General features: G+C 44.4%; 22 protein-coding genes. 5 read left to right on the plus strand and 17 right to left on the minus strand.

What is annotated here, in order from left to right; translation table 11 throughout:
- Positions 1-30: 30 nt before the first annotated feature.
- The 5 genes from rraA to H3L97_RS02405 all read right to left on the minus strand — a co-directional run bounded on the left by rraA (position 31) and on the right by H3L97_RS02405 (position 4,459).
- Positions 31-537, minus strand: a complete 507-nt coding sequence (gene rraA / locus H3L97_RS02385) for a ribonuclease E activity regulator RraA (RefSeq protein ID WP_097114715.1) — start codon at positions 535-537, stop codon at positions 31-33.
- A gap of 60 nt (positions 538-597) precedes the next feature.
- Positions 598-993: a helix-turn-helix domain-containing protein gene (locus H3L97_RS02390; protein ID WP_097114716.1), complete on the minus strand. Its 396-nt coding sequence runs from the start codon at positions 991-993 to the stop codon at positions 598-600.
- A 382-nt stretch (positions 994-1,375) separates the two neighbouring features.
- Positions 1,376-2,329, minus strand: a complete 954-nt coding sequence (locus tag H3L97_RS02395; protein WP_097114717.1) for an L-lactate dehydrogenase — start codon at positions 2,327-2,329, stop codon at positions 1,376-1,378.
- 160 nt (positions 2,330-2,489) lie between these two features.
- Complete coding sequence (gene purD, locus H3L97_RS02400; protein ID WP_097114718.1) at positions 2,490-3,761, minus strand: phosphoribosylamine--glycine ligase; 1,272 nt, start codon at positions 3,759-3,761, stop codon at positions 2,490-2,492.
- Positions 3,762-3,907: 146 nt separating this feature from the next.
- Positions 3,908-4,459, minus strand: a complete 552-nt coding sequence (locus tag H3L97_RS02405; protein WP_097114719.1) for a hypothetical protein — start codon at positions 4,457-4,459, stop codon at positions 3,908-3,910.
- A 136-nt stretch (positions 4,460-4,595) separates the two neighbouring features.
- On the opposite strand from H3L97_RS02405, the gene H3L97_RS02410 reads away from it, so the two are divergent.
- Both H3L97_RS02410 and H3L97_RS02415 read left to right on the plus strand, forming a co-directional pair.
- The gene (locus H3L97_RS02410) at positions 4,596-4,973 is read left to right on the plus strand and encodes a helix-turn-helix domain-containing protein (protein ID WP_097114720.1); all 378 of its coding nucleotides are present in this window, start codon (positions 4,596-4,598) and stop codon (positions 4,971-4,973) included.
- A 70-nt stretch (positions 4,974-5,043) separates the two neighbouring features.
- Entirely contained in the window at positions 5,044-5,541 is a 498-nt protein-coding gene (locus H3L97_RS02415; protein WP_097114721.1) for a YbhB/YbcL family Raf kinase inhibitor-like protein, read from the plus strand.
- Between the two features lie 378 nt (positions 5,542-5,919).
- On the opposite strand, the gene H3L97_RS02420 is transcribed toward H3L97_RS02415, so the two are convergent.
- The 12 genes from H3L97_RS02420 to H3L97_RS02475 form a co-directional block, all read right to left on the minus strand.
- Entirely contained in the window at positions 5,920-6,522 is a 603-nt protein-coding gene (locus tag H3L97_RS02420) for an IMPACT family protein (RefSeq protein WP_097114723.1), read from the minus strand.
- A gap of 31 nt (positions 6,523-6,553) precedes the next feature.
- Positions 6,554-7,237: a DUF1287 domain-containing protein gene (locus H3L97_RS02425; RefSeq protein WP_224446325.1), complete on the minus strand. Its 684-nt coding sequence runs from the start codon at positions 7,235-7,237 to the stop codon at positions 6,554-6,556.
- Positions 7,238-7,321: 84 nt separating this feature from the next.
- The gene (locus H3L97_RS02430; protein ID WP_097114724.1) at positions 7,322-7,996 is read right to left on the minus strand and encodes a hypothetical protein; all 675 of its coding nucleotides are present in this window, start codon (positions 7,994-7,996) and stop codon (positions 7,322-7,324) included.
- Between the two features lie 269 nt (positions 7,997-8,265).
- Positions 8,266-8,730: a DUF3592 domain-containing protein gene (locus H3L97_RS02435; protein ID WP_097114725.1), complete on the minus strand. Its 465-nt coding sequence runs from the start codon at positions 8,728-8,730 to the stop codon at positions 8,266-8,268.
- A 341-nt stretch (positions 8,731-9,071) separates the two neighbouring features.
- A complete protein-coding gene (locus H3L97_RS02440; RefSeq protein WP_097114726.1) occupies positions 9,072-9,629 on the minus strand; it encodes a hypothetical protein in 558 nt (185 codons plus the stop codon).
- A 141-nt stretch (positions 9,630-9,770) separates the two neighbouring features.
- The gene (locus H3L97_RS11900; protein ID WP_224446324.1) at positions 9,771-10,592 is read right to left on the minus strand and encodes a hypothetical protein; all 822 of its coding nucleotides are present in this window, start codon (positions 10,590-10,592) and stop codon (positions 9,771-9,773) included.
- A 118-nt stretch (positions 10,593-10,710) separates the two neighbouring features.
- Positions 10,711-11,769 (minus strand): threonine aldolase family protein, encoded by a 1,059-nt coding sequence (locus H3L97_RS02450; protein WP_097114727.1) that lies wholly within the window; start codon positions 11,767-11,769, stop codon positions 10,711-10,713.
- 249 nt (positions 11,770-12,018) lie between these two features.
- Complete coding sequence (locus tag H3L97_RS02455; protein WP_097114728.1) at positions 12,019-12,363, minus strand: hypothetical protein; 345 nt, start codon at positions 12,361-12,363, stop codon at positions 12,019-12,021.
- Positions 12,364-12,481: 118 nt separating this feature from the next.
- On the minus strand, positions 12,482-13,420 hold the full coding sequence (locus tag H3L97_RS02460) for an electron transfer flavoprotein subunit alpha/FixB family protein (RefSeq protein ID WP_097114729.1): 939 nt from the start codon (positions 13,418-13,420) through the stop codon (positions 12,482-12,484).
- A 215-nt stretch (positions 13,421-13,635) separates the two neighbouring features.
- On the minus strand, positions 13,636-14,382 hold the full coding sequence (locus tag H3L97_RS02465) for an electron transfer flavoprotein subunit beta/FixA family protein (protein ID WP_097114730.1): 747 nt from the start codon (positions 14,380-14,382) through the stop codon (positions 13,636-13,638).
- Positions 14,383-14,723: 341 nt separating this feature from the next.
- A complete protein-coding gene (waaC, locus tag H3L97_RS02470) occupies positions 14,724-15,686 on the minus strand; it encodes a lipopolysaccharide heptosyltransferase I (protein ID WP_097114732.1) in 963 nt (320 codons plus the stop codon).
- A 105-nt stretch (positions 15,687-15,791) separates the two neighbouring features.
- Entirely contained in the window at positions 15,792-16,196 is a 405-nt protein-coding gene (locus tag H3L97_RS02475; RefSeq protein WP_097114733.1) for a hypothetical protein, read from the minus strand.
- Between the two features lie 465 nt (positions 16,197-16,661).
- On the opposite strand from H3L97_RS02475, the gene H3L97_RS02480 reads away from it, so the two are divergent.
- The 3 genes from H3L97_RS02480 (at position 16,662) to H3L97_RS02490 (ending at position 20,593) form a co-directional block, all read left to right on the plus strand.
- Positions 16,662-17,324: a bacteriohemerythrin gene (locus H3L97_RS02480; RefSeq protein WP_097114734.1), complete on the plus strand. Its 663-nt coding sequence runs from the start codon at positions 16,662-16,664 to the stop codon at positions 17,322-17,324.
- A gap of 353 nt (positions 17,325-17,677) precedes the next feature.
- Positions 17,678-19,534, plus strand: a complete 1,857-nt coding sequence (locus tag H3L97_RS02485; protein WP_097114735.1) for an ABC transporter ATP-binding protein — start codon at positions 17,678-17,680, stop codon at positions 19,532-19,534.
- Positions 19,535-19,681: 147 nt separating this feature from the next.
- The gene (locus tag H3L97_RS02490; protein ID WP_097114736.1) at positions 19,682-20,593 is read left to right on the plus strand and encodes a hypothetical protein; all 912 of its coding nucleotides are present in this window, start codon (positions 19,682-19,684) and stop codon (positions 20,591-20,593) included.
- Positions 20,594-20,626: the final 33 nt, after the last annotated feature.

The following is a 20,626-nucleotide window of genomic DNA, read 5'->3' on the forward strand; positions in this document are numbered from 1 at the left end:
ACCTTTATTTAAAAGGTTTCATGTGAAACATCAGTAATCAATGGGGGGCAATTCGCCTTCTATGGGATTATCGCACACCAGCACGCCGTCTTCATCGCTGTACAAATATTGCCCTGTGGCGAAACTGATGCCCCCAAAACCAATGGTTACGTCCAATTCGCCTTGGTATTCGGTGGGACTTTTGCGTGGGTTGGTGCCGAGTGCTTTTACGCCAAAATCCAATTCGTTGATGGCGGCACTGTCGCGAATCACGCCATAAATGACCACGCCTGCCCAACCGTTGTTCATGGCTTTGGTGGCAAGGCGGTCGCCCATGAGTGCGCTGTAATGTGAACCGCCACCGTCTACCACCATGACTTCGCCATCTGATGGGGTTTCAGACAGGCGGCGCACCAAGCCGTTGTCTTGAAACACTTTGACGGTGCGTATGCGCCCGCAAAAACGTTGGCGTTTGCCGTATGATTTGAAGTCGGTTTCGCAAGATTGGGTGTGGGGGGAGATGTCCATTAAATCGGCGCAGATGAAGTTGTTTTTCATGTTTTTTCCTTGTGAAAATGGGGGTTCAGGCTGCCTGAAAAATGTAGGGGCAAACCACGATTATTGTGATTTTTCTAATTGTTGCTTTAATAATACAATGATTTCTTTCAAGGCTGCAATTTCTTGGTCTTTTTGTTCCAACAAAGTTTGTTGATGTGCAAGCTGTAATGCCAATTTTTCTGCATTATCGGATTGACGATAATAATTGCCACATTGCTCCGTATTTTCAAAATTTTCATTTACAAACAAAACCACATCTTTTGAACTGTTCAGCAATTCCAAAATATCCACTTGAAACACCTCTGCTGCTTTTTCCAAACGATTGATATTGATAGATGCCTGACCTCGTTCCATATTCGCATAGCCATTTTTAGACATATCCATTTTTTCGGCTGCCTGTTCTTGTGTCCAATTATTTTGCAAACGCAATGCGCGAATTTTATCGTGTACAGCCATGATTTTGCTCCAAAATAAAATTCAAATTGTAACCATAAAAATGGGTTGAGAAAACCCAGTTTGCTGGGTTGAGTAAAATAAATTGTTTTCCTAAAATAAGTTTTTCAACTCATCTATTTTGGAGATATAAAATGTCCTTTTTTAAAAAGTGTGAACATGAATGGGTACAAAAAGAACAATCTAATGGTGATTGGACTGTAACCAGATGGCAGGAATGCTCAAAATGTGGAGCAGTACAAAATAAACGTACAGAACCTGCCGAAGTAGATAACATGAGATAAACTTTAATCTCAAATTGGGCAAAAGCGGTGTGTGATATGCACCCTACAATAATTTTCAGGCAGCCTTTCATATTCAGGCTGCCTGAAAACCCATTTGCCAATTATAAATAATCCGCCACTTTTTCCTGATGTTCGCGCAAAATATGGGCAGAATGGGCAAATTTTGCCATTTCTTCATCGTTAAGCGGTTTTTCAATAATCCGCGCCACGCCATTGCCGTTCAGCACGGCTGGCACGCCAATGTACACATCATCTTGCCCATATTCGCCCGACAACAAGGTGGATACGGTCAAAACCACATCTTGATTGCGCAAAATGGCTTGGGTAATCCGCGCCAATCCCATGGCAATGCCGTAATAGGTCGCGCCCTTGCCTTCAATAATGGAATAGGCTGCGCTGCGAACGTTTTCGTGGATTTCTGCCATGCGTTCTGCGCCATTGCCCGATTTTTCCAAAGCGTCTTTCAATGGCATACCTGCAATGCTGGCGGTGCTCCATGCGGCAATCACGCTGTCGCCGTGTTCGCCTATCATGTGCGCGTCCACGCTGCATGGCGAAACGTTGAAGGCTTTGCCCAAGCAATTACACAAACGCGCCGTGTCCAAAATCGTGCCAGAGCCAATCACACGTTCTTTGGGCAAACCTGAAAAACGCCAAGTGGCATAGCTCAACACGTCCACAGGATTGGTGGCAATCAGAAAAATGCCGTCAAAGCCGTGTTGCATGACTTGTGCAACCACGTTTTTGAACACGGCTAAATTGCGGTCAATCAAATCCAAGCGTGTTTCGCCTTCTTTTTGTGCCACGCCTGCACAAATGCACACGATGTCGGCATCGGCACAATCGGCATAATCGCCTTCTTTCACTTTGGTGGGCGATGGGGCATACAACACGCCGTGTCGCAAATCACGCGCTTCGGCATGAACGCGCTTTTCGTTTAAATCAATCAGCACCAATTCATCACAAACCGCTTGGTTCAACACCGCAAAGGCATAGCTGATGCCCACCGCGCCTGTGCCGATAACGACCACTTTTCTGCCTGATGTTTTGTTCATAATGGGGTTTCTCCTGTTGAGTGGGTGTAAAAGTGCATTTTAAGGGAAAATGGGCATTCAGGCTGCTTTAAAGCACACAACATATTTTTCAAAAAACAAGACAAATCAATGAATGATTTGAGCCTAAAACACCTTTTCAGGCAGCCTGAAACCGCCCAAATCAGCGTTTAATTGCCTTATCCGCAATGTCTTTGCGGAACTGCATGCCGTCAAAATGAATGTGGCTCAAAGCGGCATAGGCTTGCGCTTTGGCTTGCACCACGCCATCGCCCAAACCCACCACGCACAACACGCGACCGCCATTGGTGATGATTTCGCCCTGCTCATTCAAAGCCGTGCCTGCGTGGAACACTTTGCCCATTTCATTTGCCGCGTCTATGCCTGAAATCACATCGCCTTTTTTCGGTGTGTCGGGATAATTTTGCGCTGCCAATACCACACCCACAGCGACTTCATCTTTCCATTGTGCAGTGGTTTTGTCCAATTCGCGGTTTAAGGCTGCCTGAATCAAATCCACCAAATCCGTTTGCAAACGGCTCATAATCGGCTGCGTTTCAGGGTCGCCAAAACGACAGTTAAACTCAATGGTGCGCGGTGCGCCAGTTGCGTCTATCATCAAACCTGCGTACAAAAATCCTGTAAATTCATTGCCTTCTGCTTTCATGCCGTGCACAGTGGGCAAGATGATTTCGTTCATCACGCGCTCATGCACTTGTGGCGTAACCACTGGTGCGGGGCTGTACGCGCCCATGCCGCCCGTGTTCAAACCCAAGTCATTGTCCAATAAACGTTTGTGGTCTTGGCTGGTTGCCATCGGCAAGACGTTTTCACCGTCCACCATCACGATAAAGCTGGCTTCTTCGCCCGACAAATAATCTTCAATCACCACGCGGCTGCCTGCGTTGCCCATTTTGTTGCCGAGCAACATATCATCAATCGCGGCGTGGGCTTCGTCCAAAGTCATGGCGACAATCACGCCCTTGCCTGCCGCCAAGCCGTCTGCTTTGATGACGATGGGTGCGCCTTTTTGGTTCACATAATCGTGGGCTTGTTCCGCATTTTCAAAGGTTTGATACTGCGCGGTGGGAATGCCGTGTCGCGCCATAAACGCTTTGGCGAAATCTTTGGAGCTTTCCAACTGGGCAGCGGCTTGGGTGCAACCGAAAATCGGCAAACCTGCGGCACGGAAATCGTCCACAATACCAGCCGCGAGCAGTGCTTCGGGACCTACGAGTGTGAACGCGATTTGCTCATCGCGGCAAAATTGAATCAAATCATCGTGTTGGGTTAGGGCGATATTGTGTAACTTGGGTTCACGCGCCGTGCCAGCGTTGCCCGTTGCCACAAAAACGGTGGACACTTTGGGCGATTGCGCGAGTTTCCATGCAAGGGCGTGTTCGCGTCCGCCGTTGCCGATAACGAGTAATTTCATGGTTTGGACTTTCGTTGGTGGGTTAAAATGATGATATTTTAATGGAAAAATGGGTTTCAGGCTGCCTGAAAATCAGTACCACACACCAAAATCAATAAAAAACGCCATTTCAATTTGATTTGAAATGGCGTTTTGCGATGATGAAATTATTTTAAAATTTCATTTAAGCTGGGTTCATCAATGACTAATTCTAAATCAGATGAATTTTGTGAATAATTTGTTGCAAATTTAACTTTAAAAAATTTAGGTCTATATTCAGCTTTTTTAAAATTTTTTTCCTTAAAAGCATCACCCTGACTTGTCTTTGCCCACTCCCATGCAATTTTTTCATTATTCTCTTCTGTATTTACTACTGTTCCATTATGCATATTTTTATATGCATTAAATTCCTCAGAAAGAAATTTTTGATACTTCTCAGCATCAAAGTTCTCATAAATTTCAATACCTTCATCAAAATCAATAGATGTAATTTCACTAACTAAATTAATATTAATATATTTCTCACCACATTTACCACCTTCAATACTACTTGAATCTCTATTAATATTCAAAAGTATATCCTTAATCTCTTTACCTGATTGTATATGCGGTAGATGTTGTAGTTGTTTCTTCATTAATTCAGAAAAATATTTTTTAAGATTTGGATTATCACCTAAATACACCTTTTGAAGGAAAGTAACTTTTCTAATTGGCAGCATTTTGTAATCCTTTGCACAAAATTGGGTTAAAAAAATTGATGAAATTATGATATACTGAAATCACATTCCAAACCAGTAACTGAAACATACTCAATCCACTCTTTTAGTTCTGAAAACCGCACTTTAAGGAAAGATTATGGAAACCCACGACAAAATCCGCGTCATGCGCGAAATCAAACAATGGTCGCAAGAAGAAATGGCGGAAAAATTGGATATGTCGCCAACGGGTTATGCCAAAATTGAACGCGGTCAAAGTAGCCCAAATTTGGATAAATTGCATAAAATCGCTGAAATTTTTCACATCAATGTCGTGGATTTAATTGCTAATCAAGATAAAACGTTCTTCTTTTCCATTGGCGATAATAATACGAATAGTCATAATATGGGTTTAAACTATGAATATCATCAATTATTATTAGATGCCAAAGACGAACTCATCAAACAAAAAGACAATGAAATCTTAGCATTAAAGCGCATTATTGAATTATTGGAAAAACAACTTGGTGTAAATTAAAACGTTTCAGGCGGTCTGAAAATCCAGTACAATCGCCCCCACCTTCACTCAATTTGTAGGAGCTTACACCATGAAAGTGCAAACTTCCGCCATTGAAAATGGCGTTTTCCACGACCGTTTTGGCAAACGCGGCAGCGATTTCACGCCAAGCGGCATGCCCAGCCGTTCCATTCCGTTTGAGATTGTGGACGCGCCCGAAAACACGGTGTCCTTTGCGGTGGTTTTGGACGACAAAGACGCGATTACCGCAAGCGGTTTTGTGTGGATTCATTGGCTGATTGCCGATTTAACGCGCACTTCGCTGCCTGAAAACGACAGCCAAACCGCCCAAGATTACATTCAAGGTGCCAATTCTTGGGCAAGCGTGTTGGGCAATTTCAGCATTGATGAAGCAGCAGCATACGGCGGCATGGCACCGCCCAACTGTTTGCACCGCTACGATTTAACCGTTTATGCTTTGGATACGAAACTGAATCTGCCAAAAGGCTTTCGTTTCAACGATTTGCACTACGCCATGCAAGGGCATATTTTGGCAACGGCAAGCGTAACGGGAACGTATGACGTGTAAGGTTCAGGCTGAACGTAGGGGCAGATTTCATATCTGCCCTTTTTTCAATTTATTGATAACGCGATTTCGGGATAAAAGTGATTGATAAATTTAAGTCACTTTGCTCCCTCTCCCTGTGGGAGAGGGCTGGGGAGAGGGTATGCTGCTCAACAAGCCCTCTCTCCAACTCTCTCCCATAGGGAGAGAGGGCAGGTTTGTTGGCAAATTGACAGTGACTTATCCCGAGTTCACGTTATTGATAAAAATAAAAATTTCTGCAAATCTAAACGTGGCAGATGTGAAATTTGCCCCTATGAACTGAGTTTTGCAAAGGTTTCAGGCTGCCTGAAAACAGCAAACCGTGTGAAAATCGTTTGTTTTCACACGGTTTTTTGATGATTATGCAACAATTTCTATGCAACGTGTGTGCTGCCACGCCGCCATTGCCGCCGCAAAATCCGCCAAAGGCACACGCACGGTCAAACGGCAATCCAGTTGCAAATCTTGCGCGATGATTTGCGCGTTGTGGTTTTTCGCAATGCGTAAAGCCTCGTTCAAATGCGGATAATCGCAACGCAAAAATACCGTTTTTTCAATGTTTTTTTCCACAATTTGGGCAGCCTGCAACGCCATTTGCGTGCTGGTTTTGTAGGCATGAATCAGCCCCGACACGCCCAGCAAAGTCCCACCAAAATAACGCACCACCACCACCAAAGAATCGGTCAATTCAAACGAATCAATCTGCCCCAAAATGGGGCGACCCGCGCTGCCCGAAGGTTCGCCATCATCGTTGGCGCGGAATTGGTTGCCGTCCACCCCCAAACGGTAGGCGTAGCACCAATGGCGGGCTTTGTGGTGTTCTTGGCGCAAATTATCCACGATGGTTTTGACTTCATCTGCCGTCAAAACGGGGTAGGCATAGGCGATGAAACGGCTGCCTTTGTCTTTAAATTCGGCTTGGCAGGGGGCGGATAGGGTTTTGTAGGTGTTGATTTCAATCATGATTTGATTTTTCTTTTTGTCCAAAATGGGCTTATTTTTCAGGCAGCCTGAAATGCCCCGTTATCGTGTGTTGGTGCAAAATGTCTTCTTCCTGCGTGCCTGCGCCGATGTTGTGGATAATCAAAGGCGTATCGCCATTTGTTCTATCGGAAACAATGCCGATATGGGGCAAACGGTTGCCGTTCAATTCCCACGTTACAATGTCGCCTGCCTGAAAATCGCCCTTTTGCGGCACCGCCCAACCTTGTCGCGTGAAAAACGTGATGAGATTCGGCACACGCCTGTGGTCAATATTGGGGTCGGGGCGTTTCAAGCCCCAGCGTTTGGGATAGACAGAAAAGTTTTTCTTCATGTCCTGATGAACCAGTTGCTGCAAATCCATGTTCTGCTCACGCAAGGCACGAATCACGACATCGGTACACACGCCTTTTTCCAACGGCACATCGCCCATCGGATATTTCAGCGTGGAATAGGCTGGGTCGTAGCGCACGGTTTTGCCGATTTGGTTTCGTGCCGATTGAACGAGCGGTGGCGATGATTTTTCAGGCTGCTTGTTTGATGAAATGGGCGGCGAAACGGCTGATGATGTTTCATGTGAAACATGGGGTTGTGGTGGCGTGGGTGTGGTTTGCTGTTCGCCACACGCGGCAAGCAAAATCATCAGCAAAATGGTTTCAGGCAGCCTGAATGGATTTTTCATAAAAATGGACAACATCAGGCAATTCCCCTGTTTATTTGCATGAAAAAATAAGGCAAATCGTAACATGATTTGCCTTATTGGGTTAAACATAGCAACACTTTATTCAAAAAAATCCACCCAACCCCACTTTTCGCAGGCAGCCTGAAAATCCGCTTTATCTTGCACAGGCACCACCGCCACGCCCCAACATTCGTCCTGCAAATACCACAAAAACAACGCCGCACCGTGCGCCAAAAATTGCGTTTGCAACCAACGAAAACATGGCTCTATCGGATAATCATCAAGCTCACGCCAAAAATCTTCTTCGCGGTAAGCCGACCAGTTGGGCGTAAAACCAAAGCGTTGCCACATCGGCGACATTTCTGCGAATAAATCGGCATAATCGGGATTTTTCCAATTGTTGCTGTAATCTTCCACCACCGCAAAATATGCCGTATCCAACGCCCGATTGGATACCGCCAAAAGATAATCAGGCTCCAAACCCAAATGTTCGTCATCTTGCAATTCATTGGGGATATTTGCCAACACGGTTTGCATGGCGGACGGATTGTCGCGATACAGCACCGCTAACCATTCGGCAAATGCCGTTTCGCGCTGTTGCCAAAGTGCCAATTCTTCGGCGGTGGGCGGTTTGGGTGGGCGAAAAGTGGCATCAAACCAGCGCATAATCCAACTGACAATCATGCCAAAAATCGCCCAAAACCAAATCGTCAGCACAATGCCCGCCAACAGTTTGAAAATGAAATTAAACCATGAAAATGGGGTTTCACACATGATTTTTTCCTTTCAGGCTGCCTTAAAGTACACGACAATTTTTGATGTTGCCACAAACTTGCCCCTCCCCCTATGTAAGGGGGAGGGCTGGGGTGAGGGTTAGAAACTCAACGAGCCACCCCCACCCTAACCCTCCCCCGCCAGACGGGGGAGGGAACAGATTTCAGGCAGCCCAAAGATTTTTATCGTGTACTGTAAGGCTGCCTGAAATGGTTATAAAAATAGATAATTACAAAGTACGCCGAACCTACCTACAAAAACGAAATGCATCATTCCTCATCTTGTTTTTGATAAGTTTGATACACATTCCAAATCAAATACAATCCCAACAAAATCACAACCAATCCAAATGCAAACTCACCTGTTGGCGACACTTCTGGGCGATTTGCAACACGCAATTTCTGCGGATTTTTGGCAGCATATTCTCGCTTAATGCTCTCACCACGCATTAAGCTGTTTTTTTCACTGGGTAAAATAAAACCGTTATTGACAATAACCCATTGACCTTCCTTGGTTTGAAACTTCAAATTAGCGGAATATTCAGATGTTTTATTGCGTTTACCACTTTGTCGTTCATTTAATACATTATCTGCCAAATAAACTTCTACCGTATGCTTACCTTGACGAAACAATTGATTATCTTGCGATAAAGCATAGGCGCGAGAAACAGATTGCCAACCTAAAAATGCACAACACACAATCAGCAATAATTTGATTTTTAAGATTTTATTCATATTTTTTGGATACTTTCATCAATACGGATTAAAAAATGATTTCAGACTGAAACCTTTGCAAAATCCACTTTAAAACTGACGTAGGGGCGAATTTCATATTCGCCCCTTTTTCAATTTATTGATAAAAATGAAAATTTCTACAAGCCCAAACTGGGCAGATATGAAATCTGCCCCTACGAACCGAGTTTTGCAAAGGTTTCAGACTACCTGAAACAGAAATTCATCATATTACATTTTTTTGCAAAAAAACAATTTAACATTTATTTACAAAAAAATTTGAATGATGAAAATGACGAAGGTTTTGTAACGTATACCGTGCATATCCAATTTTCTACACAACTTTATTTTCTGCGTTTCAATCGTTGATTGCTCAATTTAGCGTCATATTCATTGTCCATTTCCGCGAAAACAAGCTCATCATCTTCCAGATTGGCAACGGCAATATTATCGCCAGCCACCACATTTAAATACAATTTGTCATCAATGATTGTCCACTCACCCCCAAATCCAGCCAACGCAGGCACATTTTCTGGCTTGATTTTGACTATGTATTGCCAATTAAAAGTACGATGTTGTTTGAATTGATACAAAGTCAAAATCTGCGTGTCATTTTGGTAAACGCGATAACGGCAAAATCGGCTATTAATCAACCATTCTCGCAATAAAAATGGCAAAGACCCAATCAAAACAAGCGTGCCAATGTCCAACAAAATCAAGAGCCAAATCCAACGATTGTAATCTTTGTCCAAGCCCTGCGTTCCCAGAAAAAAGCACATCAGTCCAATCACAGGCGCAAAAGACGAATGTTTGTTTTCGCGTAATTGGGCAAGTAAAATCCACAAATTGACACAAGCAATAAAAATAAAGGGTAGAAAATAAAGTATTTTCCAATCATTCATTTTGATTTTTTCCTTTCAGGCTGCCTGAAAATGCGAGCGGACGGCAATCAGTAGGGTGCGTACCACGCACCGAATTTTCACAAAATTTTGATTATTTCAATCAATTTGGTACGCATGAAGCACTCAACTGCGTTAGGAATATTATTGGACATTTTTAGTCTCCTGTTTGGGTTTAACAACACTAATTAAAAATTTAAAGATTGGATATGGACGAACAAAAGGTTGATTTGGACAATCTTCAGCAAACATCCATGGCATTCTAGCACCACCTCTCCCACCCAACCCTTTTTCAAATACATAACTTGTTTTTTCAGCAATAATTTCATTGGTTTTTTGGTCAATAATTTGAATACTTCCACCTGCCACCCAATGTTTGCGTAATTCAGGGTCAATATTTTGCTCAAAAGTTACTGCATAACGTGCTGGATTTTTAGGATTTTTTTCTTGAAGCAATGGTCGTCTACCAGTATAACGAATAATATCTGTTTGATTTTTTTGTAAAACATCAATATATAAATATCCAACTCCATTAGTATGATGTCCTAAAAATGTTCGTATAAACCCGTCCCCTGCATATGATTGAAAAGCAGCATCCCTCCACATAGGGTTATGAGCATCAGAATCTTTAAATGAATCTTCTTCAGATACGATTTTCAACAACATAATCCCTTCCACATTATCCACCGTGCGATAAATCTTTTCGCCTGCTTGTTCGCATTGCTTTTTAAATACGGCTGCGGCTTGTTCGTAACGTTCTTGTTGTTCTTTGGCTGCTTGGTATTTCTTTGGACTGGGTAAAATCATGGCGATAAATCCTGCTGGCACAATCAGCAGCCATGCCACATAAAATCGCATTCGGGCTTTGTTGGCTTTTAAAATCCCCCAGCCAATTAAAATCAGCACAAGCATACTGCCCCAATAAACAGTATTGACAAAAGCGTATAAATCGTAGGTGGTAAACATGGTTTGCTTTCTTTAAATGAAAATCTTGAAATGCCATTCAGTTTTGCAGGGACATACGCACACCGATTTACCCAAAATAGCGTGATTTTGATGCGAGGTACGCGCCCTACATTTTTATTCAGGCAGCCTGAATTGCCACTCCAATCGCATTCAACAAATCATCAATATGCTGCGCGGTCGTGTCAAAACTGCACACCAAACGCACCGTGCCTTGCTCGTCCCAATCGTAAAAATAAGTGTGTTGGCGCACTTTGTCCGCCACGCCATTGGGCAATTTCACAAACACGGCATTGGCTTGCGTGGGGTAAACCAGTTCCACGCCCTGAATGTTTTTCAGGCTGCCTGAAAGTTTTTGCGCCATGGCGTTGGCGTTTTGCGCGGCATTAAGCCACAAATCGTTTTCCAGCAAAGCAATGAATTGCGCGGAAATAAAACGCATTTTGGACGCAAGTTGCACATTCATTTTGCGTAAAAATTTCATGCCGTTTGCGTTTAAAACATTTTTTTCATTCAACACAATCACGCATTCGCCCAACAATAAACCGTTTTTGGTGCCGCCAAACGACAAAATGTCCACGCCCACATCTGCCGTGATGTCGCGCAAATTCACGCCCAAAGCCGCCGCCGCATTCGCCAAACGTGCGCCGTCCATGTGCAAAGCGATGCCTTTTTCGTGGCAAAAATCGGCAATGGCGCGGATTTCATCAGGCGTGTAAACCGTACCGCATTCGGTGCTTTGCGTGATGCTGACGGCAAGCGGCTGGGCGCGGTGTTCCACGCCAAAACCATGCGCGTGTTGGGCGATGAGTTCGGGGTTTAATTTGCCGTCTGATGTGGGAATCGTCCACAATTTGAATCCGCCAACGGCTTGTGGGGCTGTGCTTTCGTCCACATTGATGTGTGCCGATTCCGCGCAAATTACCGCGCCCCAACGCGGCAGGCAGGCTTGCAATGCCAACACATTTGCGCCTGTGCCATTGAACACGGGGTAGGCTAGGGCGGATTCGCCAAAATGCTGTTTGATGAGATTTTGCAGATGAGCGATGTAGGGGTCGTTGCCATATGCGCCAAGGTGTCCGCCATTGGCTTGGGCGATTGCCGCCATGATTTCAGGCAGCACGCCCGAATAATTGTCGGAGGCGAAAGAGTGGGATTGTGGGTTGTGTAAAATATTCATTTTGGGTTTTCCTAAAAATCAAAAAAAGCTGCCTGAAACGCGGTCAAGCAGCTTGATGTGATGTTTCATGTGAAACATGATTTTAGCATTGAATGGGGTTTCAGGCTGCCTTTTACTGTCCTACGAAAAATGATTTTTGCCTTCGGCGACTTACTTTTTAAAAAAGTAAGCCAAATAAACGAATGCACAACGATTGGTGTATCAACAACATTTTCAGGCAGCCTGAAAAGCCATTTATCAAACACACCACTATTTCATCTCAAAAACATAACACTGTTTATCATAATCAGCCACATAACCCGCTACCGTATCGGATTGTGTTTTCCCTGCCAAATCGTATTCAATGCCCAAACGAAATTCATTCATATCCGCAAAATTGATTTGGTGTTGATAACGTTGATTGGGCAACAAAGAACCAATCCAAACTTTTTTGGGTTGAGCCAAATGGTCATAAATCACATACACATTTTTTACCGTTTGATTGCTGTGATTTTCAATTATCACAAAACCACGTTCTGAAACACGCACACTTGCCCATGCCACCACGCAACATAAGCCCAACAGCACCACGCCATAAGCCAAATATTTTTTCATTATCCCACCACTTGTTTCACAAAATAAAACGTTTCACGTGAAACATCATTCAAACTTTGATTGAAAATCATGTTTCACGTGAAACATTATTGCCGTTTCATCAATTTTATTTCACAAATCAACGCGCATTCAGTGCTTTTGTCAATTCAGGCACAATCTCAAACAAATCGCCCACCATGCCCAAATCCGCCACATTAAAGATGGGCGCGTCTGGGTCTTTGTTAATCGCCACAATGGTTTTGCTGTCTTGCATGCCCGCAATGTGCTGAATCGCGCCCGAAATGCCCACCGCAACATACAATTCAGGCGCAACAATTTTGCCTGTTTGACCGACTTGACTGTCGTTGGGCGCGTAATCCGCGTCCACAGCCGCACGGCTTGCGCCAATGGCTGCGCCCAAAGCGTCTGCCAATGGGGTCAAAACCGCATTGAATTGTTCAGCGCTGCCCAATGCGCGTCCGCCCGACACAATCACACGCGCCTGTGTGAGTTCGGGGCGGTCGGATTGGGTCAATTCACGCGACACAAAACGGCTGATGTTTTGCGCTGGCGTTGCGGTAACACTTTGAATTGACGCGGTATTATCGCCCAATTCGGCTGCCTGAAACGCGCTGGCGCGAATGGTCAAAACCAATTTGCTTTCATGGCTTTGCACGGTGGTAAACACATTGCCTGCATAAATGGGGCGCACAAAGGTTTTTTCATCAACAATTTCTGTTAAATCAGATACTTGTAAGCAATCCAACAAAGCCGCCACGCGCGGCATGATGTTTTTGCCAAACGCGCTCGCTGCCGCCACAATGTGCGTGTAAGGTTGCGCCAACGACACCACCAATGGCGCGATTTCTTCCGCCAAGCATTCGGCAAAATGCGCTGCGTCTGCGTGCAACACTTTGGCGATGCCTTGAATTTTGCTGGCTTGTTCCGCCACGTTCAGGCAGCCTGAACCTGCCACCAACAAGTGAATTTCGCCCAATTTTTGCGCCGCTCCCACCGCGTGCAAAGTGGCTGGGCTGATTTGTTTGCCATCGTGTTCGGCAAGAATTAAAACGGTCATGATGTCTTTTCCTTCATTTTTGATTTGCCTACGGCGTGCGCTCTGTCGCCGCGCAGCGACTTACTTTTTAAAAAAGTAAGCCAAATAATATGATTGCGTTTTTTTGCACATAAACAATGGGGTTTCAATCAACCAAAAAACTTTTCAGGCTGCCTAAAAACCCTTTTTTATCAAAAATATTGATAAAAATATGCAAAATCATTTCAAAATATCAATTAAATTGCTTTTAAAGCGGTCAATTTTTCCACCAATTCCGCCACGCTGGACACTTTCACGCCAGCCTGACGCGCTTTGGGTTCGGCAACTTTTTGCACAATCAAACGCGGCTCAATGTTCACGCCCAAATCAGCAGGCGTTTGTTTTTCCAAAGGCTTTTTCTTTGCTGCCATCAAATTGGGCAATTTCACAAAACGCGGTTCATTCAAACGCAAATCGGTGCTAATCACGGCAGGCAATTTCAACGCCACGGTTTCCAAACCACCATCAATTTCGCGTGTTACCTGCACTTCGTTTTCCTGCAAATCCACTTTGCTGGCAAATGTGGCTTGGGGCGCATTCAACAAAGCGGCAAGCATTTGCGCGGTTTGGTTGGCATCATCGTCAATGGCTTGTTTGCCCAATAAAATGATTTGTGCTTGCTCTTGTTCATTGATTTTTTTCAACAATTTGGCAACGGCAAGCGGTTCAAGCGCGGTTTCGGTTTCCACATGAATGGCGCGGTCTGCACCCATTGCCAAGGCGGTACGCAACACGTCTTCGCATTTTTTTTCGCCCAGCGACACGGCAACGATTTCGCTGATTTTACCCGCCTCTTTCAGGCGCACGGCTTCTTCTACCGCGATTTCGTCAAAGGGATTCATGGACATTTTCACATTGCCAATGTCCACATCGGAACCATCGGCTTTCACGCGCACTTTGACGTTGAAGTCCACCACGCGCTTTACGGCAACAAGGGCTTTCATATTTACTCCAATTTTGTTGTTTAATCAAAAAGATGTGTTTTCAGGCTGGCTGAAAACGTGTTGATTATTTTAAAGGAATAATGGGGATTTGGGTAGTTGCGTTTGTGTTTCCCCATCATTGGTTTAATCAATAAAAATCATCATCATCGCACCATTCATGGACTTTCATCGCCAATAATCATCAATTATTTTGATTTTAATTTAAAAATAAAATTTAAAATAATGATGATGTACTTTCAGGCGGCTTTGATTGGATTGGGTCTTGCGGTATGCTGCCTGAAAGTGTGTTTTCAATTTAAATCAAAATAAGTGATTAAATATTCAATTTAAGATTGATTTATTCAATGATTTTGAATTTGCAGCCATGTATCAAACACGTTTTGCACGCTGGGACTTTGCCCCACGCCGCCCAAATTGATGGCGCGTTCGGAAATTTGTACGCCTGTTTTGATGGGGTCGCTGTCGGTGTAGATGCCGATTAGGGGGCGATTGAAGGCGTTTGCCAAATGCAGCAATCCTGTATCCACCCCAATCACGCTTTGGGCGTGCGCCAACAGGCTGGCGGCTTGCGCCAAATTGAGTTTGGGGCAAACGTGGGCAAAGGGCAGGCGGTCGGCAAGGTATTGGGCGCGTTGTTTTTCGCTGTCGTTGCCCCAAGTGAGCAGCACGGGCAGGCGGTCGTGGGCGTGGATTTGGGCGAGCAGGGCAAGCCAATTTTCGTTTGCCCACAATTTGCTGTCGCGGCTGGTGGCGTGCAGGGCAATATGATACTGCGCGGGCAAATTCAGGCTGCCTGAAATGGCTGGCGGCAGAGCCAAACCAAAATCGGGCGCACCGTCCACGGCATAGCCAAAGGCTTGCGCGAAAAGTTGGCGATTGCGCCACACGGCATCTTCTCCTTTTGGCACGGCAAAAGTTTGCGCGTAAAAATGGGCGGCAAGCGGCTCACGCGCGGAATGTTTGTCCAAACCCATAATCGGGGCGTTTGCCCAACGCGCAAACAGGGCTGATTTGAGCAGACTTTGGCTGTCCAACGCATTATCGTATTGTTGATTATGTAAAGTGGTTTTCAGGCTGCCCATTTCGCGCCAAGTGGCTGCCTGAAACAGTTTTTTGCGCCAATTTCGCCACGCCATTTCATGCACGTTTTGCACAAAGGGGTGCAGTCGCGCAATGTCGGCAAAGGCGCGTTCGCACAACCAGTCCAGTTGCACATCGGGGCAATGGCGCGACAAATCGGTAATGGCGGGCAGGGTGTGTATCAAATCGCCCATGCTGGACAGGCGCACAAGTAAAGTTTTCATGTTTTAAGCCAATGTGAAAATGAGAATGGCGGCATTATCGCATTGTCGCCCCAAAATCAAAAACGCTGCCTGAAAATGCGTGTTCAGGCAGCGTTCCCCATCATATTATAAATAGCAACGTTTTGGGTTCACATGATATTGGCGACTGAAACTCGCCCAATGCTTGCTGGTAAAATGATAGGCGGTGATGCACAAATTGCCCGTTTCCACCACCACCAAGCCGCCTTTGTCGGCGATTTGTTTCAGCACACGCATTTCCGATTGCATTTGTGGCGAATAGGCAGGCACTTTGGCTTTTTTGCCTTGTTGTTGGGCGCGTTGTCGGGTTTCTTTCATGGCGCATTTTTTCATTTTTTCAAGCAAATCATACACATCGCGTGGGTTTAAAATGTAGCGGTCTTGAATCAATTTGCCATATTTGAGCGTTAAACGCATTTGCTCATAAGTGATGCCGCGCGTGTTGGTGCGAAAATGGCAATGATAGGTGCAGTCCAAATCCAACTGAAACATGATTTTTCTCCCTATTTTCTCACTAAATTGACAAAATCTTAACACAAAATGAACCTTGCTACCGCACAAAACCCATTTGCGCCCAGCCCAAAAAAGGCATTTTCAGGCAGCCTGAAACCGCACACCAGCGAATTTTAAGCAAAAAGTGCCACTTTTTGTCAGTTACTCAAAACTAAATTTCTTTTATAATCAATGTGATGAAAATTGTCATGAAAAAACAATTTGCGCTACATTGTTAATGTTTGTACAATGCGCAGCATAGTTTTCCGATTGAGCTTACGGCTCATCACTGCAACATTTGACAAGTCCTATTCCTTTAACGCGCTTGGTAGACACCAATTAGGTATGTACCAGCGCGTTTTTTTTATCTTGCTTTTTCAGGCAGTCGGCAACTTCACGATTTGTTTGTTTTGCTATATGATTCGCTTTCACAGTTTTCCATTTTCATCTTGATAAGACAACACCATGGCGCACATTTTTTGGACAGCAGATTTGGACACGGGTTTCCACGACATTGACGAACAACACAAACAATTGGTTCACCATATCAATGAATTGCACGCCGCGCACGAAGCGCAAAATGCCGAACAAATGAACATCAGCTTATTTGATTTAATCAGTTGTACCATGAACCACTTTGCTTATGAAGAAGAAATGCTGGCTGAATCGGGCTATCACTTGCTGGAAGCACACAAACGGGTTCATCAAAATTTTGTGGACAAACTGGTTGAATACCAAATGAAAATGATGGAAAACCCCAATGTGGCAGAAGAATTGCTCAATATTCTTGATGGCTGGCTGTTTCGCCACATTCGCATCAACGACCACGGCTACATCAATATGGTTACGCAGGCTGGCACCTACCAAAAAGACGCAAACGGCAATTTGGTACGCACTTCGGGCGCAGATGCCGCGCTGTTTAGCAATGTGGCATTTGACGGCTGGGAAACGCAATCGCTTAACCCTGAACCAACCACAGTAGAAACCCCACCACCCACATCGCCACAACCCACCGCATGGGAACGCTTGGTCGCACAGCACGAACAAAAACTCGCCCAAGAACAAAATCAAAACCAAGATGATGACGATGATGACGACAAACCACGCGGTTGGGCGGCAACGTTTTAATTTTGTGTAAACGCGGTTTGCGCCGCAAGCCGATTGCATTAAAATTCCACTGTTTTTAATCAACCTTATTTGTTTTCAGGCAGCCTGAAAGCCGATTTTGCAAACACTAGGGGCAGATTTCACATCTGCCCTTTTGTGATTTTCAGGCTGCCTTTCGGTACACGACAATCTTTGATGTTGCCCACAATCTACCCCCTCCCCCTATGCAAGGGGGAGGGCTGGGGTGGGGGTTAGAACTCAACGAGCCACCCCCACCCTACCCCTCCCCCGCCAGCAGGGGAGGGAACAGGTTTCAGGCAGCCCAAAGATTTTTGTTATGTATTTTCAGGCTGCCTGAAAACCCTTTTTTTATTATGAAACACAAACTCAATCAAATCTTTAATCATTTTGAAAGCCGCATTGAACCCTATCCCGACACCCAACCCGTTACCCCCAACAAAGGGCTGTTTCCCTTTATTTGGTCGTGCATAGACGGTTTGCGTGGCTGGATTTTGGTGCTGGCGGTGTTTTCCGCAGGCATGGGCATTTTGGAAGCCCTGCTGTTTCAATTTATGGGCAAAATTGTGGACTGGCTGGGCGCGTCTTCCCCCCAAACCTTTTTTGGCGAACACGGTTGGGCGTTGTTTGGCATGGCTTTGGTGCTGATTTTGTCGGTGGTGTGGCGATTTTTCAATTCGGTGGTGCGTTTGCAAACTTTGCAAGGCGTGTTTCCCATGCGTTTGCGTTGGAATTTCCACCGTTTGATGTTGGCACAATCGCTGGGTTTTTATCAAGATGAATTTGCGGGGCGCGTGTCTGCCAAAGTCATGCAAACCGCGTTGGCGGTGCGCGAAGTGGTCATGACCATTGTGGGCATGGTGGTGTATGTGGGCGTGTATTTTTTGAGTACGGGCGTGATTTTGGTTGCGCTGGACGGCTGGTTGCTCGTACCGTTTATTTTGTGGATGGTGTTGTTTGCTTTGACGATGAGATTACTCATTCCCAAACTCGCCAAAACCGCCCAACGCCAAGCAGACGCACGCAGCCTGATGACGGGTCGCATTACCGATGCGTATTCCAATATTGCCACGGTTAAACTCTTCTCGCACGGCGCACGCGAAGCGCGTTATGCCAAAGAAAGCATGGAAGAATTTATGGTAACCGTTCACGCGCAAATGCGTTTGGCAACTTTGTTGGACACTTGCACTTTTGCTGTGAATGCGTTTTTGACTTTATCCACCGCCGTGATTGGTGTGTGGTTGTGGCATTCAGGCAGCGTTTCGGCTGGCGCGGTGGCGGTGGCAATTACGATGACTTTCCGCATCAACGGTTTATCGCAATACATCATGTGGGAAAGCGCGGCTTTGTTTGAAAACATCGGCACGGTAACAGACGGCATGACCACATTGTCCAAACCGCACACCATTTTGGACAAACCTGCCGCCCTGCCTTTGAAAGTGGAACATGGCGAAATCCGTTTTGAACACGTTGATTTTTCATACGAAAGCGGCAAGCCTTTGCTCAATGGTTTCAATTTAAACATTAAGGCGGGCGAAAAAGTCGGCTTGATTGGGCGAAGTGGCGCGGGCAAATCCACGATTGTGAATTTGCTGTTGCGTTTTTACGAGCCGCAAAGTGGCGCAATCCACATTGACGGTCAAAACATCAACGACATCACGCAGGAAAGTTTACGCGCTCAAATTGGTTTGGTTACGCAAGACACGAGTTTGTTGCACCGTTCGGTGCGCGACAATATTGTTTACGGTCGCCCCAATGCAACGGACGAAGAAATGTTTCAGGCAGCCCAAAAAGCGGAAGCGGCAGATTTCATTCCGCAACTGTCGGACGCAAAAGGCAGAACAGGCTATGACGCACACGTTGGCGAACGCGGCGTAAAATTGTCGGGCGGACAACGCCAACGCATTGCCATTGCGCGTGTGATGTTGAAAGACGCGCCCATTTTGCTGTTGGACGAAGCCACCAGCGCATTGGACAGCGAAGTGGAAGCCGCCATTCAGCAAAGTTTGGACAAGATGATGGACGGCAAAACGGTGATTGCGATTGCCCACCGATTGTCCACCATCGCGGCGATGGACAGATTGATTGTGCTGGACAAAGGCAAAATCGTGGAAGAAGGCAGCCACGCGGAATTGTTGGCAAAAGGCGGTTTGTACGCGAAATTGTGGGCGCACCAATCGGGCGGATTTTTGCCTGAACATGTGGAGAGTTGAGTTTCAGGCTGCCTGAAAGTCCTAGCGGACGGCAAAATGTAGGGTGCAACTTGTTGCACCGAATTTGCCATCATTTTGATTTTTTTGAAAATTTAGTACAAACTTCTGTAACTCTTTTAATTTTTTATTTTAAATAGGAATTTAACAATGGATATCCGTATACTCATGAATAGATTTGATTTAATTAAACCAACAAATAATTCCCCATTATGTTATAAAAATTTTTATCATTTATTTTATTTAACTACTCTGACGGATAAATTATTTACTTCATATATTACAACTGGCACGGAATATATAAGACGTATAACTCATAATTACAATTTGACAGAGGCTGATGATATTCATGAATTTCTTAAAGAAATAGCTCAAGATATTTATACTAGTTATCATAGAAATGAAGAATTATTATGTTGTATGGGTTTAGCACCTTCTAAAGATAGAGATATTAAATCAAATTTACCCGATATTAATAATGTCATTCAAGAATCTTTTTCTCAAGTAGGTAATGCTCATAATTATTTTGATATTATTAAAAACTTTCTCAATACTAGAGAATTTCAAATGTTATATGGCTTTATTGAAAGTGCAACTAATGACTTGATTAATGAGTATTTTAATAAAAATAAACACTTGGATAAAAATGAATTTCATGAAAAAAATCAATATGAAAATTTTTTATTTAAAGCAGAAATACTTGGCTTAGTAAAATTAGATGAATATACAAAATCAGCATGGGAATTCTATATTCAAATTAGAAATTTGTATGCTCATCAATATGGGTTTATAACAAATAAACATATCAAAAAATTATTTCACTATGACAAGAAAAAAAATAGGCATATATATAATAATTTTATTGAACGTCTAAATTATGAATTCCGTTTTGCACCCAACAACATAGATATTATGAATAATGTTTTTCAAAAAGAAAATTTTCATATAAATAAATTATATTTATTAAACGATTTAGAAACATTGATTTTTAGGGATATTGCCATTGATATTATGGAAAGTATTAATGCAGAATATCTTAAGACCCACCAAGTGCAACCATAGCAAGCGTAGGTCGGCTCGGAGAGCCGACACCTC

The organism is Alysiella filiformis (assembly GCF_014054525.1).
In the GTDB taxonomy this organism is placed as follows: domain Bacteria; phylum Pseudomonadota; class Gammaproteobacteria; order Burkholderiales; family Neisseriaceae; genus Simonsiella; species Simonsiella filiformis.

Coding starts and splice junctions, on each gene's coding strand:
- rraA (WP_097114715.1), bottom strand. CDS start 537: ATGAAAAACAACTTCATCTGCGCCGATTTAATGGACATCTCCCCCCAC.
- H3L97_RS02390 (WP_097114716.1), bottom strand. CDS start 993: ATGGCTGTACACGATAAAATTCGCGCATTGCGTTTGCAAAATAATTGG.
- H3L97_RS02395 (WP_097114717.1), bottom strand. CDS start 2,329: ATGAACAAAACATCAGGCAGAAAAGTGGTCGTTATCGGCACAGGCGCG.
- purD (WP_097114718.1), bottom strand. CDS start 3,761: ATGAAATTACTCGTTATCGGCAACGGCGGACGCGAACACGCCCTTGCA.
- H3L97_RS02405 (WP_097114719.1), bottom strand. CDS start 4,459: ATGCTGCCAATTAGAAAAGTTACTTTCCTTCAAAAGGTGTATTTAGGT.
- H3L97_RS02410 (WP_097114720.1), top strand. CDS start 4,596: ATGGAAACCCACGACAAAATCCGCGTCATGCGCGAAATCAAACAATGG.
- H3L97_RS02415 (WP_097114721.1), top strand. CDS start 5,044: ATGAAAGTGCAAACTTCCGCCATTGAAAATGGCGTTTTCCACGACCGT.
- H3L97_RS02420 (WP_097114723.1), bottom strand. CDS start 6,522: ATGATTGAAATCAACACCTACAAAACCCTATCCGCCCCCTGCCAAGCC.
- H3L97_RS02425 (WP_224446325.1), bottom strand. CDS start 7,237: ATGTTGTCCATTTTTATGAAAAATCCATTCAGGCTGCCTGAAACCATT.
- H3L97_RS02430 (WP_097114724.1), bottom strand. CDS start 7,996: ATGTGTGAAACCCCATTTTCATGGTTTAATTTCATTTTCAAACTGTTG.
- H3L97_RS02435 (WP_097114725.1), bottom strand. CDS start 8,730: ATGAATAAAATCTTAAAAATCAAATTATTGCTGATTGTGTGTTGTGCA.
- H3L97_RS02440 (WP_097114726.1), bottom strand. CDS start 9,629: ATGAATGATTGGAAAATACTTTATTTTCTACCCTTTATTTTTATTGCT.
- H3L97_RS11900 (WP_224446324.1), bottom strand. CDS start 10,592: ATGTTTACCACCTACGATTTATACGCTTTTGTCAATACTGTTTATTGG.
- H3L97_RS02450 (WP_097114727.1), bottom strand. CDS start 11,769: ATGAATATTTTACACAACCCACAATCCCACTCTTTCGCCTCCGACAAT.
- H3L97_RS02455 (WP_097114728.1), bottom strand. CDS start 12,363: ATGAAAAAATATTTGGCTTATGGCGTGGTGCTGTTGGGCTTATGTTGC.
- H3L97_RS02460 (WP_097114729.1), bottom strand. CDS start 13,420: ATGACCGTTTTAATTCTTGCCGAACACGATGGCAAACAAATCAGCCCA.
- H3L97_RS02465 (WP_097114730.1), bottom strand. CDS start 14,382: ATGAAAGCCCTTGTTGCCGTAAAGCGCGTGGTGGACTTCAACGTCAAA.
- waaC (WP_097114732.1), bottom strand. CDS start 15,686: ATGAAAACTTTACTTGTGCGCCTGTCCAGCATGGGCGATTTGATACAC.
- H3L97_RS02475 (WP_097114733.1), bottom strand. CDS start 16,196: ATGTTTCAGTTGGATTTGGACTGCACCTATCATTGCCATTTTCGCACC.
- H3L97_RS02480 (WP_097114734.1), top strand. CDS start 16,662: ATGGCGCACATTTTTTGGACAGCAGATTTGGACACGGGTTTCCACGAC.
- H3L97_RS02485 (WP_097114735.1), top strand. CDS start 17,678: ATGAAACACAAACTCAATCAAATCTTTAATCATTTTGAAAGCCGCATT.
- H3L97_RS02490 (WP_097114736.1), top strand. CDS start 19,682: ATGGATATCCGTATACTCATGAATAGATTTGATTTAATTAAACCAACA.